Source organism: Neobacillus drentensis, from assembly GCF_021560175.1.
Lineage (GTDB): Bacteria > Bacillota > Bacilli > Bacillales > Cytobacillaceae > Neobacillus > Neobacillus drentensis_A.
On sequence record NZ_CP091110.1, the window covers coordinates 2630409 to 2649317 of the forward strand.

Annotated in this window: 18 protein-coding genes; 13 read left to right on the forward strand and 5 right to left on the reverse strand. The window is 41.9% G+C overall.

The window, feature by feature from the left end:
* Positions 1–101 precede the first annotated feature (101 nt).
* The 7 genes from L1999_RS12125 to cysI all read left to right on the forward strand — a co-directional run bounded on the left by L1999_RS12125 (position 102) and on the right by cysI (position 8627).
* Positions 102–1169 carry a sulfate permease gene (locus L1999_RS12125; protein ID WP_235743771.1) on the forward strand — a complete coding sequence of 356 codons (1068 nt, stop codon included), beginning with the start codon at positions 102–104 and terminating at the stop codon, positions 1167–1169.
* A 64-nt stretch (positions 1170–1233) separates the two neighbouring features.
* Positions 1234–2385 (forward strand): sulfate adenylyltransferase, encoded by a 1152-nt coding sequence (gene sat, locus L1999_RS12130; protein WP_235743772.1) that lies wholly within the window; start codon positions 1234–1236, stop codon positions 2383–2385.
* 15 nt (positions 2386–2400) lie between these two features.
* A complete protein-coding gene (gene cysC, locus L1999_RS12135; RefSeq protein ID WP_235743773.1) occupies positions 2401–3000 on the forward strand; it encodes an adenylyl-sulfate kinase in 600 nt (199 codons plus the stop codon).
* 23 nt (positions 3001–3023) lie between these two features.
* A complete protein-coding gene (gene cobA / locus L1999_RS12140; RefSeq protein WP_235743774.1) occupies positions 3024–3803 on the forward strand; it encodes a uroporphyrinogen-III C-methyltransferase in 780 nt (259 codons plus the stop codon).
* An 18-nt stretch (positions 3804–3821) separates the two neighbouring features.
* Positions 3822–4550: a sirohydrochlorin chelatase gene (locus tag L1999_RS12145; RefSeq protein ID WP_235743775.1), complete on the forward strand. Its 729-nt coding sequence runs from the start codon at positions 3822–3824 to the stop codon at positions 4548–4550.
* A 530-nt stretch (positions 4551–5080) separates the two neighbouring features.
* Positions 5081–6880, forward strand: a complete 1800-nt coding sequence (locus tag L1999_RS12150; protein WP_235743776.1) for an assimilatory sulfite reductase (NADPH) flavoprotein subunit — start codon at positions 5081–5083, stop codon at positions 6878–6880.
* A gap of 28 nt (positions 6881–6908) precedes the next feature.
* Positions 6909–8627 (forward strand): assimilatory sulfite reductase (NADPH) hemoprotein subunit, encoded by a 1719-nt coding sequence (gene cysI, locus L1999_RS12155; protein ID WP_235743777.1) that lies wholly within the window; start codon positions 6909–6911, stop codon positions 8625–8627.
* Between the two features lie 222 nt (positions 8628–8849).
* On the opposite strand, the gene L1999_RS12160 is transcribed toward cysI, so the two are convergent.
* Together L1999_RS12160 and L1999_RS12165 are read right to left on the reverse strand one after the other, a co-directional pair.
* On the reverse strand, positions 8850–9596 hold the full coding sequence (locus L1999_RS12160; RefSeq protein WP_235743778.1) for a 4Fe-4S binding protein: 747 nt from the start codon (positions 9594–9596) through the stop codon (positions 8850–8852).
* A 61-nt stretch (positions 9597–9657) separates the two neighbouring features.
* Positions 9658–10134, reverse strand: coding sequence for a hypothetical protein (locus L1999_RS12165; RefSeq protein WP_235743779.1), 477 nt, complete (start codon positions 10132–10134; stop codon positions 9658–9660).
* Between the two features lie 318 nt (positions 10135–10452).
* Between L1999_RS12165 and L1999_RS12170 the strand changes: the two genes are divergently transcribed.
* Complete coding sequence (locus L1999_RS12170) at positions 10453–11268, forward strand: rhamnogalacturonan acetylesterase (RefSeq protein WP_430540013.1); 816 nt, start codon at positions 10453–10455, stop codon at positions 11266–11268.
* Between the two features lie 262 nt (positions 11269–11530).
* Here the strand turns inward: L1999_RS12170 and L1999_RS12175 are convergent, their stop codons facing one another.
* Positions 11531–12526 carry an NADPH:quinone oxidoreductase family protein gene (locus L1999_RS12175; RefSeq protein ID WP_235743780.1) on the reverse strand — a complete coding sequence of 332 codons (996 nt, stop codon included), beginning with the start codon at positions 12524–12526 and terminating at the stop codon, positions 11531–11533.
* 353 nt (positions 12527–12879) lie between these two features.
* On the opposite strand from L1999_RS12175, the gene L1999_RS12180 reads away from it, so the two are divergent.
* Complete coding sequence (locus tag L1999_RS12180) at positions 12880–13443, forward strand: DUF2062 domain-containing protein (protein ID WP_235743781.1); 564 nt, start codon at positions 12880–12882, stop codon at positions 13441–13443.
* 58 nt (positions 13444–13501) lie between these two features.
* Here the strand turns inward: L1999_RS12180 and L1999_RS12185 are convergent, their stop codons facing one another.
* Together L1999_RS12185 and L1999_RS12190 are read right to left on the reverse strand one after the other, a co-directional pair.
* Positions 13502–14320: a GDSL-type esterase/lipase family protein gene (locus tag L1999_RS12185; RefSeq protein WP_235743782.1), complete on the reverse strand. Its 819-nt coding sequence runs from the start codon at positions 14318–14320 to the stop codon at positions 13502–13504.
* 390 nt (positions 14321–14710) lie between these two features.
* Positions 14711–15628: an MBL fold metallo-hydrolase gene (locus tag L1999_RS12190; RefSeq protein WP_235743783.1), complete on the reverse strand. Its 918-nt coding sequence runs from the start codon at positions 15626–15628 to the stop codon at positions 14711–14713.
* A gap of 259 nt (positions 15629–15887) precedes the next feature.
* On the opposite strand from L1999_RS12190, the gene L1999_RS12195 reads away from it, so the two are divergent.
* From L1999_RS12195 to L1999_RS12210, 4 genes are all read left to right on the forward strand, one after another.
* Positions 15888–16070 (forward strand): Fur-regulated basic protein FbpA, encoded by a 183-nt coding sequence (locus L1999_RS12195; RefSeq protein WP_235743784.1) that lies wholly within the window; start codon positions 15888–15890, stop codon positions 16068–16070.
* A gap of 195 nt (positions 16071–16265) precedes the next feature.
* Positions 16266–17696, forward strand: coding sequence for an amino acid permease (locus L1999_RS12200; RefSeq protein ID WP_235743785.1), 1431 nt, complete (start codon positions 16266–16268; stop codon positions 17694–17696).
* 174 nt (positions 17697–17870) lie between these two features.
* Positions 17871–18338 (forward strand): SRPBCC family protein, encoded by a 468-nt coding sequence (locus tag L1999_RS12205; protein ID WP_235743786.1) that lies wholly within the window; start codon positions 17871–17873, stop codon positions 18336–18338.
* Between the two features lie 115 nt (positions 18339–18453).
* Positions 18454–18903, forward strand: a complete 450-nt coding sequence (locus tag L1999_RS12210) for a hypothetical protein (RefSeq protein WP_235743787.1) — start codon at positions 18454–18456, stop codon at positions 18901–18903.
* Positions 18904–18909: the final 6 nt, after the last annotated feature.

Here is an 18909-nt window from a genome sequence, read left to right on the forward strand (position 1 = left end):
AATCTGGCATGACGGGCGGTGCTCACCGTTACGGTCTCTTAATCTATCATTAGAGTGACGGTGGATCGTCCGTAATGCGGGATTAAAGGAGGGTAATGTAATTGCTCACAATCATAGCAGTAACGATTGGTTTATTTTTTGCTATTAATATAGGTGCAAGCGGGGCAGCCGCTTCGATGGGGATTGCCTACGGGGCCGGCGTAATCAAAAAGCCGCTCGCTTTGCTGCTCTGCAGTATCACCGTATTCTTTGGCGCATGGCTTGGTGGCGGAGAAGTGGTTAAAACGTTAGGCAGCGGAATTGTACCCAGCAGTACGTTTACAATCCCGATCGCCTTAATTGTGTTAACTTCAGCAGCATTGTCACTGTTTTTAGCTAACCTATTTGGAATTCCTCTTTCGACGAGCGAAGTTGCGGTAGGAGCTGTCATTGGGGCCGGGATTGTCTACCAATCCGTGTTAGTCACTAAAATCATTTGGATTTTGTTATTCTGGCTGCTTACCCCATTTGTTGCCTTTTTTATTGCGATTAGTGTTACGTTTCTATTAAAAAATAAACATCTGAAAAAATGGATGGAAGCACCGAAGGCAGTGCCGTATCTGTCGGTGTTAGTCGTTTTTATGGGCCTGTTTGAAGCCTTTTCAGCAGGAATGAATAATGTAGCCAATGCGGTTGGTCCGTTAGTCGGAGCTAAAATCATTTCGACGGAGAACGGGATTTTCTGGGGCGGGTTGTTTGTAGCCGGGGGTGCATTGCTCCTTGGTTATCGTGTACTTGAAACCAATGGGAAGAAAATCACGGAACTGCGCTTAGAAGAGGGCTGCGTCATCTCTGGAACAGGCGCAACGATTGTGACGATCGCTTCTGTTTTTGGAATTCCAGTTCCGCTGACACAAATTACGACCTCCTCGATTATTGGAATCGGCTTTGCTAAAAACGGCAAATCTGTTTTGAAAAAAGATATAGTTGTACAGCTTCTTACAGTTTGGATTGTATCGCCAGTTTTATCCATGGTACTATCATATACAATGATTCAAATGTTGATTGAACATAACTTTTATCCCATCATCGCAATGGCAGGTGTGTTAATTTCCGTCTTTGGTGTTATGTCTTTAATGAAAAAACAGAAACCAGGTATGGCGGTACACCAGGAGATTGTGAAAGATTAAATTTGTTAGTTTCATATTTTATTTGATAAATTATTTTTTTAAAAAAGAAAGGACTTGATTAACAGTGTCATTTTTACCAGCACCTCACGGAGGAAAACTAATTCAAGCATTTGACCCAACTTATGATTTAACAAACATCGAAAAAGAGATTGAAATTGATGCGATTGCATTAAGTGATCTTGAGTTGATTGGTGTTGGACTATTCAGCCCGCTTACAGGGTTCCTTGGAAAAGCAGACTATGAAAATGTTGTTTCTAACATGCGTTTAGCTGACAATACAATTTGGTCCATTCCAGTAACTTTGCCTGTATCCTATGAAACTGCTGCAACTCTTAAAGCAGGAGAAGAAATCAAGTTGGTACACCAAGGTGAGGTTTATGGGGTTATCACAGTATCTGAATGGTATGAGCCCGATTTAGATAAAGAAGCCATCGAAGTTTACAAAACTGACGAAGTCGCTCACCCAGGCGTGAAACGTCTTTATGAAAGAGGACCTGTTTATGTAGCAGGTGATATTGTTCTGGTTAAAAAATCAGATAAAGGCGTATTCGCTGATGTATGGCATGAACCAAAAGAAACTCGTGCAATGTTTGAAGAAAAAGGATGGAAAACAATCGTTGGTTTCCAAACCAGAAACCCAATCCACCGTGCTCATGAATATATCCAAAAAGCAGCATTAGAAACGGTTGATGGACTATTCGTTAGCCCGCTTGTAGGGGAAACAAAATCAGACGATATTTCTGCAGAAGTTCGTCTAAAAAGCTATCGTGTATTACTAGAAAATTACTATCCAGCTGAACGTGTACAGCTTGGTGTGTACCCTGCAGCAATGCGCTATGCTGGACCAAGAGAAGCCATTTTCCATGCGATTGCCCGCAAAAACTTTGGCTGCACACACTTCATCGTCGGCCGTGACCACGCTGGTGTAGGCAACTACTACGGAACATACGATGCACAGCATATCTTCAGTAATTTTGAAGAAGGCGAGCTTGGCATTAAACCAATGTTCTTTGAACACAGCTTCTATTGCACAAAGTGTGAAGGCATGGCATCTGATAAAACTTGCCCGCATAGCAAAGAAGACCGCGTGATCCTTTCTGGAACAAAGGTTAGAGAAATGCTTCGTGCCGGAGTTCTTCCTCCTGCAACTTTCAGCCGTAAAGAAGTTGTAGAAGTATTAATCGAAGGTATGAAAGAAGAAACCGCAACGGTCTAAGGAGGAGATACAACAATGTCTAAAGCAACGAATATCACATGGCACTCTGCAACAGTCTCGAAAGCAGACCGCCGGACTCAAAATGGTCATGGCAGCTGTGTTCTGTGGTTTACTGGACTTTCCGGTTCTGGTAAATCAACGATTGCTAATGCCGTTTCAAGTGAATTATACCGCCAGGGCATTAATGAATATGTCTTAGACGGTGATAATATCCGCCATGGTTTAAACAAGGATCTGGGCTTTTCAGATTATGATCGTACAGAAAATATCCGCCGAATCGGCGAAGTAGCCAAACTTTTTGTGGATAGTGGAGCAATCGTAACGACTGCGTTTATTTCTCCATTCCGGTCCGACCGCGACCAGGTCCGTGCACTGTTTGAAGAAGGTGAGTTTATTGAAGTATACATTGACTGCCCGCTTGAACAATGTGAAGCACGTGATCCTAAGAAGCTTTATGAAAAAGCACGGCGCGGTGAAATTAAAGATTTTACTGGAATTGATTCTCCATATGAAGCACCGGAGCGTCCAGAAATTACGATTCGGTCTGATAAATTAACAGTGACAGAAGCTGTTGCCCAAATTTTTCAAAACCTGCAAGAAAAGAACATAATCTAGTCTTTCGGAAAGGATGAACAGCCATGGCTGGCAAGGTTTATTTAGTAGGTGCGGGTCCTGGAGATCCAGATTTACTGACGGTCAAAGGATTACGATACCTGCAGGAAGCCGATGTCATCCTTTATGATCGGCTCGTTAATCCTGAACTACTTAAGTTAGCAAAAGAAGGGGCGCAGTTGGTTTACTGCGGTAAACTCCCAAATTATCATACGATGAAGCAGGAAACGATTAACCATTTTTTAGTGAAGTATGCTAAAAAAGGGTATCAGGTGGTTCGCTTAAAAGGCGGAGATCCTTTTGTATTCGGCCGTGGCGGCGAGGAGGCGGAAGAATGTGTGAAACACGATGTTCCGTTTGAAGTGGTTCCCGGGATTACTTCCGGGATTGCCGCTGCTGCTTATGCCGGGATTCCTGTTACCCATCGAAGTTTGAGCAAAAGTTTTGCTTTTATTACCGGTCATCAGGCTGCTGGCAATGTGGCGGCTGAACATCAATGGTACCATCTGGCGAATGGGGTTGATACGCTTTGTATTTATATGGGGGTATCCCATCTGCCAAATATTGTCGAGCAGCTCATCGAGGCCGGCAAATCTCCTGAGACTCCAATTGCCCTTGTGCATTGGGGGACACTGGCTGATCAGCAAACGGTGGCAGGAACGCTTGAAACCATCGAGGAACTTGTGAAAAAAGCGGCAATCTCGAATCCAAGCATGATTGTGATTGGCGAGGTTGTAAAGCTGCATCATCGGTTAAACTGGTATCAAGAAGAAATAGTTCCTAATCTGCCGCTTGTACAGGGGTAGTGTTTGGAGGGGATGAAGATGAAAGCTATACTATACATTGGTCATGGCACACGCTCGAAAAAAGGAGCAGATGAGGCAAGAGCCTTCATTGCGAGAGTGAGCGAGCGGGTGGATGTGACGATTCAAGAGATCAGTTTTTTAGAGTTAACGGAGCCTTCGATTCAAGAAGGGTTTAGGCGCTGTGTGGAGAGAGGGGCAGCAGAAGTAACAGTTGTTCCGCTATTTCTACTTGCGGCCGGGCATATCAAACAGGATATTCCGAATGTTTTAGAGGATTTAAGTGTGGAGTATCCTAATGTTTTAATCGATGTTAAGGATCCTTTCGGTGTTCAAGGTAAAATTCTTGATGCTGTCGCTGAACTCGCTCGAGAGACCGTAGGGACAGTGGAGCTCGAGGATCGGGTGTTGATTGTCGGAAGAGGGAGCAGTGACCCAGCCACACTGGCCGATTTCGGCTTGATTGCGGATGGCGTGAAGGAACGGCTTGGTATCACAGGTGTTTCGGTCTGTTATTTGGCGGCGGCGGAGCCCCGGTTTTTGGAAGGGTTAGCTGCGGTTATGGATGATGCTGAGGGCAAGGTGATTGTGATTCCTTATTTGTTATTCTCCGGGCTTCTGATTGCGGAGGTAACGGCGGAGATTCGTAAGTGGACGAAGCTGGGCCGCGAAATCTATCATACTGGTATCCTTTCCGAGCATCGGGTGATTGAGGATATTGTGGTGGAACGGGCAACCGAGGGTTCATAACTGTCGAAGCTAGGAAAAAAGAACAGCTCCGACAGATAAGAGCCGTTCATAACTGTCGAAGCCAGGAAAAAAGAGCGGATCCGACAGATAAGAGCCGTTCATAACTGTCGAAGCTAGGAAAAAAGAGTAGCCCCGACAGATAAGATGTGTTCATAACTGTCGAAGCCATGAAAAAAGAGCAGCTCCGACAGATAAGACGTGTTCATAACTGTCGAAGCCATGAAAAAAGAGCAGCTCCGACAGATAAGACGTGTTCATAACTGTCGAAGCCATGAAAAAAGAGCAGCTCCGACAGATAAGACGTGTTCATAACTGTCGAAGCCAGGAAAAAAGAACAGCTCCGACAGAAAAGAGCAGTTTATAATGCTGAAACCGGATAAAAGTCCCAACCAAAGTAATTTTGAAAAAAAGAGAAATTTTTAGAATAATAGTTGTCTGAATCATAAAAAAATGGCATGCTAGATTCTAAGAGAATTTTCTCAATAATATTGCAAAATAATTATTTTTTAATTCCATGTGAGGTGGTATTGTTGCAACTTCAGGTATTGAACAGCCCGTTTACAGAGGAGCAGGTGGAGCTTCTTAACAGACTCCTGCCAACTTTGTCCGAAACACAAAAGGTTTGGCTCAGCGGCTATCTTGCCGGCTCCCAATTGGGAACCGCACCAGCCCAATTGGCGCAGCTTCCAACCGAAAATTCAAAAATCTCAAAAGAGGTAACGATTCTTTACGGTTCTCAAACAGGGAACTCTAAAAGTCTAGCAAAAAAATCAGCACAATCGCTTGAAGCAAACGGCTACCAAGTAACCGTCAGCGCGATGAGCGATTTTAAACCAAACAATCTTAAGAAACTGCAAAATCTTTTAATCATTGCGAGTACACATGGAGAAGGGGATCCGCCTGATAACGCGATTAGCTTCCATGAGTTCTTATATAGTAAAAGAGCACCAAAACTAGAAGACTTACATTTCTCAGTTTTAGCTCTTGGCGACAGCTCTTACGAATTTTTCTGCCAAACAGGAAAAGACTTTGATGCTCGTCTAGAAGAACTAGGCGGTACACGTCTATACCCACGCTTTGACTGCGATGTTGATTTCGACGAACCAGCTGCAGAATGGCTTGAAGGGGTTCTTGCCAGCTTAGGCGAGGCCGCAGGCGCAACTCAAGCAACAGCTCAAACGGCAGTAAACCCAGCAATCGAATCGGTTTACTCGAGAACAAATCCGTTTAAAGCAGAAGTTCTTGAAAATATCAACCTTAACGGCAGAGGCTCAAATAAAGAAACCCATCACCTGGAAATCTCACTTGAAGGTTCTGGCCTTACTTTTGAACCGGGAGATGCCCTTGGAATTTATCCAGATAACGATCCAGAGTTAGTGGATCTATTAATCAAGGAATTAAATATGAACCCTGATGAAAAAGTAACAGTGAAACAGGGAGACGTTCGTACTTTACGAGATGCGCTTGTTTCTCATTATGAAATTAGCGTTCTAACAAAGCCATTTCTTCAAAAAGCTGCAGACCTGACTGGAAATGCAGCGTTACAGGAGCTTCTTGCACCAGGTAAAGAAGAAGAAGTAAAAGCCTATATTCATGGACGCGATTTAATCGATTTAGTTCGTGACTACGCTCCTTGGAACGTTACGGCGCAGGAGTTTGTTTCCATATTACGAAAAATTCCAGGCCGTCTTTATTCCATCGCTTCTAGCTTAGCGGCAAACCCTGATGAAGTTCATTTGACAATCGGTGCGGTACGCTACGATGCACATGGACGCAGTCGGAATGGTGTATGTTCAACGTTAGTTGCGGACCGGATTAACCCTGGGGATATTCTCAATGTATATGTCCAGCAAAACGAAAACTTTAAACTGCCACAAAACGCAGAAACACCAATCATTATGATTGGCCCTGGTACGGGTGTAGCGCCATTCCGTTCCTTTATGCAGGAACGTGAAGAAACGGGCGCAGAAGGAAAAGCATGGATGTTCTTCGGTGATCAACATTACGTGACGGACTTCCTTTACCAAGTTGAATGGCAAAAGTGGCTAGCAAACGGAACCTTAACAAAAATGGATGTTGCGTTTTCACGAGACACTGACCAAAAGGTATATGTACAGCACCGTATGCTTGAGCACAGCCAGGAGTTATTCGAATGGCTTCAAGAAGGTGCCGCAGTATACATCTGTGGTGATGAGAAGCACATGGCACATGATGTTCATCAAACACTTATCGATATCATTGAAAAAGAAGGCAACATGAGCCGAGAGCAAGCAGAAGCTTACCTTGCCGACATGCAGCAACAAAAACGCTACCAGCGGGATGTATATTGATTTAAAGGGGAAGGAGTTTTATTTCAACATGGTTAATCAACTATTAAAAGCACCAGATGGACCACCTAGTGATGTTGAGGATATAAAAGTACGAAGCAACTATCTGCGCGGTACACTGAAAGAAGTAATGCTGGACCGAATGAGTGCCGGTATTCCGGACGACGATAACCGTCTTATGAAGCACCACGGCAGCTATTTGCAGGACGACCGCGACCTTCGCAATGAACGCGCTAAGCAAAAGCTTGAACCAGCTTATCAATTCATGCTTCGTGTCCGCCTTCCTGGGGGAGTGGCAGCACCGAACCAGTGGCTTGTTATGGATGAACTTGCTGACAAATATGGTAACGGCACACTGAAGCTGACCACACGTGAGACATGGCAAATGCACGGAATTCTTAAATGGAATATGAAAAGCACCATTCAGGAAATTAATGGTGCCCTTATGGACACGATCGCAGCCTGCGGTGATGTAAACCGTAACGTAATGTGTGCTTCGAATCCTTATCAATCTGAGATTCATGCGGAAGTGTATGAATGGTCTAAAAAATTAAGTGAAGATCTTCTTCCAAAAACAAGAGCCTATTATGAAGTGTGGCTGGATGAAGAAAAAGTGGCCGGCACGCCTGAATTTGAAGAAGTAGAACCAATGTATGGTCCGACTTACCTGCCACGTAAGTTTAAAATTGGTATCGCTGTTCCGCCGTCCAATGACATTGATGTCTTTTCACAAGATCTTGCTTTCATTGCGATTGTCGAAGAGGGCAAACTAATCGGCTTTAACGTGGGGATTGGCGGAGGAATGGGTATGACACACGGTGATACCGCGACCTATCCGCAACTTGCAAAAATAATCGGCTTCGTTAAACCGCACCAACTTTATGAAGTAGCGGAAAAAACGATTACGATCCAACGCGATTACGGAAATCGTTCCGTTCGTAAAAATGCCCGCTTTAAGTATACAGTTGACAGACTTGGTTTGGAAAATGTCAAGGTTGAGCTTGAAAACCGCTTAGGATGGAGCCTCGATGAAGCGAAGCCCTTCCAATTTGACTCGAATGGCGATCGCTATGGATGGGTTAAAGGGGTTCAAGGTAAATGGAATTTTACCTTATTTATCGAAAACGGCCGTGTGGCGGACTACCCAGATTATCAATTAAAGACGGGCTTACGCGAAATTGCTAAAGTCCATACGGGTGATTTCCACTTAACCGGTAATCAGAACGTAATTATTGCCAATGTTTCTAGCCAGAAAAAGAAGAAAATCGATGATTTGATTGAAAAATATGGTTTAACAGACGGCAAGCATTATTCTGCTTTACGCCGCAGTTCAATGGCTTGTGTTGCTCTACCTACATGCGGATTAGCGATGGCAGAAGCAGAGCGCTATTTACCATCTCTAATCACAAAAATTGAGGATATCGTTGATGAATCAGGTTTACGTGATAAGGAAATTACCATCAGGATGACAGGCTGTCCGAATGGTTGTGCCAGACACGCACTTGGGGAAATTGGCTTTATCGGTAAAGCGGTAGGTAAATACAATATGTATCTTGGCGCAGCACATGATGGCAGCCGGTTAAGCAAAATGTACCGTGAAAATATCGGTGAAGAAGAGATTTTGAAAGAGTTGCGCGTGATTCTTCCACGCTATGCGAAAGAAAGATTGGAAGGCGAGCACTTTGGTGATTTCGTCATCCGTGCTGAAATCGTAAAAGCAACCACTGATGGTACCAATTTTCACGAATAAAGTGGATACAGATCGAGAGGCAGCTTATTTAAAATGGCTTAGTTCATATGAACTAAGCCATTTTTTTATGTTCTAGAAAAATTATAGATTTACCACTTGTGGATAACTTTTTACATGTTTGATACGTCCAGCTCCAGCGCCTAGCCCCTCGAGGTCATAAGCCAATCCGTCCAAAAGGTTAAAGAGCAACCTTTCGGCAGGCTTGTCTTATGCTTGTCGGGGCTAACCAATGCGCTTACGCTTTTGTTCCTTTACAATATAAGTAATTGCTTTTTTAGGACAGTGATCAATGCATGACCCGCATAAAATACACTCATTGTCATCCATGGCTTCTTTTTTAACTTTGTCTGATACATTAAGACTCATAGGGCAGGACCTATTGCACAAATGACAGTTTATACATGCAGCCCTATCTGCCTGTAACCTGACTCGTTTAATATGAAGCAGATTCCCGATTTTAGTTCCTATTACCATAAACGGAGCCATCCAGCAAAAATAGTGGCAAAAGATCCTTTTACCAAACACAACAGCTGGAATGAAAATGAGCAAAACTACCCCATAATAAATGATATAATCATATACATTTGCTATCGATATTCCATTAGTAGTTTGATAGAAAAAATTTAGGGATATTTCGTGCTTTCTACCTATAAAACAAAATATAATACTACTTACCCATATCAACCAAAAGACATATTTTATATTATTTTTCCATCCCTGGCTGGGTTTTTTATCATTTATAATCGCAGCACATTCCTGAATTCCTCCTGCAGGACAGAGGTATCCACAAAATAATCTTCCTAAAAAAACTGAACTTACGAGCAATGCGAGAAAAACAATGAAGCTTCCGGTCATAATCCCGTCTCTTGCACCTAAAATAATTAATTGTGGTGAAAGATAATAGATGGTTATCGGGAATAGCAACATAGAGACGAGTAAGAGTAATTTTCTACTTTTTTGCCTTTTCATCCTTGCGCCCCCTTAACATAACTAATGTGTTGTGAAAGGATTCACAAACCTAAAGAAGCCTTTATTTAACCATAGTTGCTTTTAAATGCTGAATGTGGATTCCGATATGTCCAATCCCAATGATGACCGCGGATGCAATTAACCAAATCACTTTTCCATAAATGCCTAAGAGCAAAAAGGCCATCACAGGGAGACTTGCACCAGGCACAGGAATTCCATAAAAACTTCGGTAAAAATTTTCTTCCGTATGCTCACCAATAAAATATCTAATCCAACTAATCTCATATAGAATCATTAAAGCAACTGATGCTAGTAACCAAGAACTCCATGCTGAGAATGGAGCAGGGTTAAAATCGCTAAAAATTAGGATGCTGCACGTACAGCATATTTGTCCAACACGTTCAAAAAATAATAATAGTTTGTTTTCTTCTGTAGGGTTATAATCAATTGGCTTATGCTTACTCCATATAGTGTTGGGAACCCATAACATCAATAAATAGATCAGACCTATATAGGAAAAACCTAAATGACCGACCATATTATCCCCCCTAATAAGATTCAACATATCCCATAGCTTATGTCTCATTTCCTATTATTCCTTATTTTACCATCAATTAAATAAATAGAAGTGACCGAAAAAAGAAAACATTGTGAATTTTTCTGCAGCGAAACTACCGTTATTTAGGTACAGACTAACCATTTGGAAGTTCTGTCCATTTGCCTTTTTGTTTATCCCAAAAAATGATATTGCTGTACAGAAACCACTAAAGGTGTAAAAATAAAATATGATTTGAATCTATGGTTATGGTTATATAAATACTAAGACATCAATGGATTTTACATAGGGGGGTTGAAATTGCGTAAAGGAATTATATGGAAGCTATCGTTATTGTTTTTGTTAATCGTATCAGGTGTCGCTGCCTTCACAATTGTTCAAACATCAGAAGAGCCACCCAAGCGTGCTATGGCCCAGCAAAATGGCAAGCCAGTCACGATCTATCTTGCCGGGGATTCCACTGTTTCCAATTATCCAAAATCACTTTACCCGCGGGCAGGCTGGGGGGAAGTGCTGCCATCCATACTAGATTCAAAAGTGACGATTCGGAATTATGCAAAGCGCGGGAGAAGTACGAAAAGTTTTATTTATGAAGGAAGGTTAAAATTGATTTTGAATCAAATCCAAAAGGGTGACTATCTCTTCATTCAGTTTGGACATAATGATGAGAAATTCAGCTTTAAAAGACTTTATACCGATCCAAACACAACCTATAAGACTTACTTAAAAAAGTATATTGAGGGCGCTAGGAGTAAAGGGGCAATTCCAATACTTGTGACACCCGTGCAAAGATATAGGTTTTCTAGCGATGGCCAGGCAATGGAAACACACGGCCGATATCCAGCGGCGATGAAAGCTCTGGCTAGGGAAGAAAATGTCCCTGTTATTGATTTAGCGGCAAAGAGTAAAAAATTATATCAACAGCTAGGACCCGCTAAAACGAAAAATTTATTTTTATGGTTGAAAGCAGGCGAGTACCCAAACTACCCGGATGGAGTAATGGACAGTACCCATTTTCAAGTCTATGGAGCACGGCAAATGGCCCAATTGCTTGTTGAGGGAATAACTGAGCAAAACCTGCCGCTAAAAATACATGTCTTACCAAAATACCGTTAGTAAATGCAAAAAAGAAGGTGTCCCATAAGAATAACTTTTGGGGCACCTTCTTTTTTTGTACATTTAACTAGTCTGTTGATTTACGCTCCAGACGCTTCGCTTTCCGCGGGCGGAACGGGGAGCCTCCTCGTCGCTTCGCTCCTACGGGGTCTCCCCTGCCCCGTACTCCCGCAGGAGTCTTCGCGTCTTCCGCTCCAATCAACAGAGTGTGCAAAAATTATTCATCAACCACCGTTTGGGTCAGCCTCTTTATTACCGGACATTAGCTTAGTTTAACAATCGTTCTTCCTCTTGCCTGCGCTTTTAATAGTGTAGGAAGGACTTCAGGCAGTTGTTCAAGCGTGACTTCGTCTTGGATGAGTTCTTCCAAATTGGCTGGTTTGAAATCGGAGGCGAGCCGATTCCAGATTTTTAAGCGAGCTTCCATCGGACAATAAACAGAGTCAATCCCCAGTAAATTAACGCCTCTAAGAATGAATGGAAACACGGAGGTGGGCAATTTTGTTCCGGCTGTTAAGCCGCTAGCCGCAACTGAACCGCCGTATTGAATTTGGCTTAATAATGAAGCGAGTGGTTCTCCACCCACCGGATCCACAGCGGCGAACCATTTTTGCTTGCCTAAGGCTCTTATTTTTCCATCATAAACTTCTTCACGGGGTAATACCGCTGCTGCACCGAGCTTTTTCAAGTAGTCATGCTCGGATTCTTTACCCGTACTTGCCTCCACTTGGTAGCCACGCTTAGCAAGAATGGAGACAGCAAAACTTCCGACCCCGCCCGTCGCACCGGTAACGAGAACCTTACCTTTTTCTGGTGTAACGCTATTCTCTTCTAAACGCTGTACCGAAAGGGCAGCAGTAAAACCGGCTGTACCAATGACCATTGCTTCTTTTAAAGTTAGTCCATCAGGGAGCGGAACAATCCATTTAGCGGGAATTCGGGCATACTCACTGTATCCTCCAAAATGGGAGACACCGATTTCATAGCTCGTGGCAATGACTTCATCGCCTTCTTGGAAACGAGCGTCTCTAGACGAAACGACTACACCGGCTAAATCGATACCCGGTATGAATGGATAGCGTGTGACAATATTTCCAGTCGGAATACTCGCCAAACTATCTTTATAATTGACGCTCGAATAGTGGACTTTGATCAGGACTTCTCCTTCCGGAAGATCAGTTAATGTTCGTGTTTGTACTTCAACAGAAAACTGCTCGTCCTGCTTATCAACAATCAAGGCTTTAAACGTTTGCGACATAGGCTTTAACTCCTCACAATAATTAGACGTAAGATTATCATACAATAAATAGTACCATTTTACCTTTATGGTACACGTACTAATTGTGAAAATACAAGGAAATCGTCTGTGAGGATAAAAGTCCTGCAAAAGGAACAAAATGAAGTTCTTAGCATATGATATGGAAAACGGATGAGCCCGCTTTAGAATTTCATGTCACCTTAATTTTTAATAAAAAATCTACTCGTTAAATTAAATTTATATTAATATTCAAAAAACCAGCAATATCCTGTATAGTACTTCTGGTTTATTTAGTTCTTTTGGAATATAATTAACTTATAATCTTTTATTGTATTCGGTAGGGAGGTTAACTTATGAGCATAAAACATAAAAAGTATAATTTCTTTCAACGTCTAGGACGTGCTTTTAAGTTAAACATTTTAAAACTTCTCCGTTCTCCTGGAGGGGCAAAGAAAGTATCATTGGGTTTTGCAATTGGATTCGGACTTGAGATGTTAGTCATTTCGTCTGCCTCCCTCATATATATATTATTCGTACCGATTGTCCGCTTGGCGAAAGGATCGCTTCCAGCTTCGATTATCGGTAATGTAATTGGAAAACTGACCTTGCTGCCCGTCATTCTATTGCCTTTTGCCAGAAAATTAGGGAAAGTAATCCTTCCAATGAAGGTGAAAATTGGACACAATGGCTCCTTTTCATTCCAAAAGCTGTTGCATGGTGATTTCCACAGCCTGGTAAGCCTCATTCATGGTGGATTTCACGCTCTGATTGGAATGACCATTTTTGGTATTATCCTTAGCGTTATTTCATACTTCGTCGTTCATTATTTTTATGAAAAAGAACGAGTCAATCGTTTAAAAAGAAGGCGCTCTAAAAGTGAAATTCGGATTAAAAGAGTGAATAAAAATTTTATTTGACCTGTAAACGTTCGCATGAATGTGCAAAAAAACGAAGGAGTGATGCTCCTTCGTTTTTTTATGCGGCTATTTTTCGATATTGATGTTTAAATTGATAAATCATTTGCTCAGAAATGGCGGTATAACCTGCTAAATTTGGATGGACACCATCGGCAGATAAATTTTGTAAATGCTCGCCGTTAATCACTTTTGTCGTTTCAATTACTATCGAAGAGGGCAGACGGTTTGCCACTTCATAAATATGGACATTCCATTTAGGCAGCAGTTTATCAGCAAGTGCGTACATTTGATTATCCGGAGATAATGGATTATATAATTCTAATAAAACCACCGTAGCATGAGGATTTAGTTTGGTAACTCGAGATGTAATGTCGGTTAAATTCTTGGTAAAGGTGGCTTGCAGCTCGTCATAGGTTTGAAAGACCGATTGGAGATCTAGTCCTTTGGCCGCATGAATGATATCATTTCCGCCCACGTTGATCGTAATAATGTCAGCCTGTTTAATTGCGTCATCAAATTGCCCGGTCTGGACAAGCTGGTTTAATTCACTACTCGTAATCCCGTTAATGCCTTGGTTATTAAACGCTATTTTTTTATTTGCCTGTTCGCCCAGTGAATTCGAAAATTGCGAAACCAGATCTTTACTTTGTTCGGCGCCAACGCCACGGATCACCGAGTCACCGATGGCTAGATGATACAAGGTGGCAGCTTTTTTATTTTTAAAATAAGTAAGATAGGAAACTTGATTGTCAGACTGCCGGGCTTTAACTGTATGTTTTTTCATTTGGTATAGTTGATAGTGTGGATAATAGATCCAGATTGCTGAACCTAGTCCGATAATCAATACGAAACTGATTAGGTACTTTAAAAACTTCATTTTATTCACTCCCTGATATTCCATTATAGCAAGGAAAACAACAGAAATATGTAGGAGTTGATTTCCATTCAAACTGACACTTTCTTATTTTTAGGCAGTGTTAATTGTTGATTTCCGCTCCAGGCGGCTTCGCTTTCCGCGGGCGTGCCGGGGAGCCTCCTCGGCGCAATTGCGCCTGTGGGGTCTCCCCTGACCCGTACTCCCGCAGGACTTTGAATTTACATCCTTGAATCAGCCCACGCACGAAGGAAATGCGATAGCATTTACGAGGAGTCTTCGCCGCCTTCCACTCCAATCAACAATAACCTTTTACCAGCCTATTTTTAGATTATCTTTTACGCGAGCTAATGTTGTCAACTTCATGCTGGCTCTTAGACAAACAGGTCTTCTTTAAAATGATACGATTGTTTCCCCTAGTAAAAGGACCTTTAATTGTTCTTTGGGCCTCTGTTGTTTTTCCCACTCGCGGTATAACCGTGCCAATGCTTCCGGTCCAGTATCGTCCGCTAAGCGATAGGCACCGTAATGCATGGGAACAAAGGTTTTCGCTCGCAACTCAAGGAAGGCCTTGACGCTATCCTCTGGATTAATGTGCGATACAGCCATAAACCATTCCGGTTCGTAAGCACCAATTGGCATAAACACCGTATCAATTTCAAACCGATCAGCAATTTGTTTAAAACCGCTAAAATAGCCGGTATCGCCGACGAAATAAAGGGTTTCTTTCTCATTTTGAAATATCCATCCGCCCCAATGGGAGATATTCATATCATTCAAGGAGCGCCTTGTCCAGTGTTGAGCAGGGACGAAGTGAATGGAAATGCCTTGATGTTCAACACTTTCCCACCAGTTCAGTTCGGTTACTATTTGATAACCTTTTTTTAAAAAGAGTGATTTTAAACCAGCTGGTACATAATAATGAGGGTTGCCTTTTACTTTTTTTAACGTTGGAAAATCTAAGTGATCATAATGGCCATGCGAAATCACCACAACATCAATTTCTGGCATGTCCTCTAAGGCTATGCCGGGTGCCGTTAATCTCTTCTGAAAACCCATCCGCTTGGCCCAAACGGGGTCAGTTAAAATATTCATCCCATTTAGCTGGATTAAAAAGGTGGAATGGCCGATCCAGGTAAAGGTAGTTTTGCTCCTGTTTTCGTTGAGTTCTGTTATCTTTTTTACTGGTGACTGTTCAATTTGACTCGTTAAATCCTTCACCTTGGCTTTTCTTTCTTTTTGCCATTTTCGCATATCTTTAAATGTTTTTTTATTTTCAACATCATCTAAATTTGCGTATCTCATCATCATTCTTCACCTTGGTCTCTCGAGAGTTTGTACTTAAAATGAGTATAGCAATTTTTCATGCAACCATCAAAAATGAACAATGTAACAATCACTTTAAATATTGTAATAAAACATTATGTCCATATTGGAAAATTGTTACGTTCATTAAAATAAGGTTAAAGTTTCCGCTCAGGTGCCGATTCGACAATATTTTAAAATAGGACTATTTATAATTAAGGGCAGAAGGTCAAAAATAACAGTCTATGAATGGAGGTTTTCTCAGGTGAGTGAATTACTTCAGGAAGCTGTCCACGATAAAAGACAAGGTATAATGGAACAATTAATCCAATCAGGGGTGTATAAGATAAAAAATAAGCATTTGTACGAAATGACCCTGAGCGAATTAGAGAAAGAATACGTAAACATTGGCATGGCAAATGAGCCCAGCCAACATACTTATAGGTAATATTCAGCTAATTCAAACATAAGCACGAAAAGAAACCGCTCAAGGAGAGACCTGAGCGGTTTCTTTTCGTTGGCTAAAATGGAATATATACTCTCACCACAATGGTCAAAATTGTTTCCAGAATCAAATGGTTTACCGGAGCAAATAATATCCTTATCTGTTGTTGACAAAATTTAGAGTATGGGAGAGCGTTTAATGGAGACAAAAAGCAAAGGACTGTCCGCGTGGCAGTTAACGATGATGGCTCTTGGAAGTGTCATTGGAGGTTCCTTCTTTTTAGGATCATCCGTTGCCATCCATGCAGCTGGGCCGTCTATTTTATTGTCCTATATTTTAGCAGGCGTCCTTGTTTATTTAATTTTATATGCTTTGTCCGAAATGACGGTTGCTGATCCTACTGTCGGATCGTTTAGTAATTTCGCGGCGCGAGAACTTGGTTCAGGGTTTGGCTTTGTCGTAGGCTGGTTGTACTGGACAGGTACGGTTTTATCGATGTCGAGTGAAGCTACAGCCATAACCATCCTGCTTCGTGAATGGTTTCCCCATTTATCGATTGCTATTTTTGGAAGCATACTCATTGTTGGGGTTACACTCGTCAACTTATTAGGAGCGGACAAGTTTGGGAAGATTGTCAGCGGACTGTCAGGAGTAAAAATCTTTGCCATCGTGTTCTTTATCATTACAGCAATCGTGTTAATCGCAGGTCTGTTTCCTGGAGCAAAAGCGGTCGGTGCTGGGGAATTAGCAAGAGAATCCTTAATGCCCGGCGGGATCAAGGGTATTGCCGGCAGTATGTTACTGGTCGTTTTTGCTTATGCTGGTTTTGAAATCATTGGTTTAGCCGCTTCAGAAGCCCGAGATCCCCGCAATACGATTCCTAAGGCCATTCGGTATACCGTGTTTTCTTTAGTTGGATTGTATATCCTTTATGCAGCCGTCCTCCTTCCTTTGATTCCGACAGCAGCTCTAAATGAAACCGTTAGTCCGATGGTGGCATCACTCGATCGATGGGGAATTGGCTGGGCAGGTTCGGCCCTCAATTTGGTGTTGATTTCGGCGAGTTTGTCGGCGATGCTGGCTGCCATCTTTGGGCTTGGCAGAATGATTCGTTCATTAGTGGATGAGGGACATGCACCGCAATTGCTAAAAGATAATAGAAATGTACCTTATCGCGGCATTCTTTTTTCTGGCCTCGCCATGCTCTTAGGTTTAGGCTTCGGTTTGTTGTTTCCTAGAGTATATTTAGTCTTGATCAGCACCAGTGGATTTACGTTGATTTTTACGTATGCCGTCATTATGGCCAGCCATATCCGGTTTCGCAAAAGGGCAGGCTGTCCACCTGATGGGAACTGTCAAGTTAAGGGCTTTCCTTATACCTCCTATATAGCGTTGATTAGCTTAATCATTGTTCTTTTGAGTATGCCATTAATTCCGGGCCAAGGAACAGGGCTCGTGTCTGGGATTATCATGGTGGTCTTGTTTTCCGCTATTTATTTTGTGATGAGATATCGCTCTAGTGCCCAAACTAAAAAGGAAACCGGGAATCGAATCCCATCCAAACCAGAGTTATTAACAGAATTCTCGGTGGAACTGACTCCAAATCAAGAAGAAAATAAAAATAAATAAGTTCTGTCGAAAAAGGCTGATTCGGGCAAGTCGTTACGTACGATGATGCGAGTCAGTTTTTTTTACGCCCTGTTCCAATCCAGACGATTTCTTTTAACAACATTGCCCATCCGTGAATAAGAATAATGAGTAGCATAGGATTGCAAGAATCTGCTGGTTATGGGAGGAGAAACGGTGGAAATTGAATACCAGTATCGTTTCGGATTACCTAGATCAATGGTTTGGAAGTATATTAAAAATGAAAAGGTTCTAAAGAAATCACTACCGGGATGCAAGTCATTTTCGGAGACATCACCTGGCATTTACGCGGGTGAAATGGAAATCAATATGGGACCAATCCAAGATCTTTTTAAGCTAGAAATTCACCTTGCTGAAGAAAAATCGCCAGCCTTATTACGACTCAAGATCAACGGGGATGGCAGTCTGGGTCAAATGAATGGCATGGCTCTACTCTTATTTAAAGAGAACAAAGGGGTAACCCACTTAACCTGTAAAGCAAAAGGCGAGGTATCAGGGGCACTGGGGTTAGCAGGGAAGAGGCTTTTAGATTCTGGCGCCACCAAGGGAGTAGAAAGCTTTTTCCTGCAGCTTGAAAAAGAAATCAAACGAAAACTGTATGAGGTAAAAAAAAGAAACAGATGACGGAGCGGTTGGGAAATCGCTCTTTTTGTTTTCTGGAATGATTGTACAACCATTCATATTTCTCTCTCTGCTTGGTAAACCTAACATCAGAAGAATGAATTGGAGGCACTTATTAGTGAAACAATCCAAATTATTTTTACTCATTATGTTAATTCTTCCTTGGTTTTCCATCCCGTTATTAGGAAAGAAAACAGTCAAGAGATTCTGGCCGGCATGCCTTTTTATTGCCATCGTTGTACGATTGGAAAGTATGATTGCGAAGAAAAGGCACTGGTGGTATTTTTATGAAAAGATAAGCCCGAACGCAATCGGAGAATTCCCGTTAATTTGGGGCCCTTTCTTTATTGGCTCGATGTGGATCTTAAAATTCACCTATGGGAAATTTTGGATTTACACCATAACCAATCTTGTCATTGATACAGCTTTTACCTTTCCATTCGTAAGCTTCTTAGAAAAATTTAGAATCGCTTCTTTGATCCAATTGAAGAAATATCAGCTTTCAATCCTCTTTTTTATAAAGTCAATGCTGCTTTACGGTTTTCATTTTTTAAAAGAAAAAAGGTAACTCATT

Bases quoted from the DNA above. Each gene is read 5' to 3' on its own strand.
- cysC (WP_235743773.1), top strand. From the start codon at position 2,401: ATGTCTAAAGCAACGAATATCACATGGCACTCTGCAACAGTCTCGAAA.
- cobA (WP_235743774.1), top strand. From the start codon at position 3,024: ATGGCTGGCAAGGTTTATTTAGTAGGTGCGGGTCCTGGAGATCCAGAT.
- L1999_RS12145 (WP_235743775.1), top strand. From the start codon at position 3,822: ATGAAAGCTATACTATACATTGGTCATGGCACACGCTCGAAAAAAGGA.
- cysI (WP_235743777.1), top strand. From the start codon at position 6,909: ATGGTTAATCAACTATTAAAAGCACCAGATGGACCACCTAGTGATGTT.
- L1999_RS12160 (WP_235743778.1), bottom strand. From the start codon at position 9,596: ATGAAAAGGCAAAAAAGTAGAAAATTACTCTTACTCGTCTCTATGTTG.
- L1999_RS12165 (WP_235743779.1), bottom strand. From the start codon at position 10,134: ATGGTCGGTCATTTAGGTTTTTCCTATATAGGTCTGATCTATTTATTG.
- L1999_RS12175 (WP_235743780.1), bottom strand. From the start codon at position 12,526: ATGTCGCAAACGTTTAAAGCCTTGATTGTTGATAAGCAGGACGAGCAG.
- L1999_RS12180 (WP_235743781.1), top strand. From the start codon at position 12,880: ATGAGCATAAAACATAAAAAGTATAATTTCTTTCAACGTCTAGGACGT.
- L1999_RS12185 (WP_235743782.1), bottom strand. From the start codon at position 14,320: ATGAAGTTTTTAAAGTACCTAATCAGTTTCGTATTGATTATCGGACTA.
- L1999_RS12190 (WP_235743783.1), bottom strand. From the start codon at position 15,628: ATGATGATGAGATACGCAAATTTAGATGATGTTGAAAATAAAAAAACA.
- L1999_RS12200 (WP_235743785.1), top strand. From the start codon at position 16,266: ATGGAGACAAAAAGCAAAGGACTGTCCGCGTGGCAGTTAACGATGATG.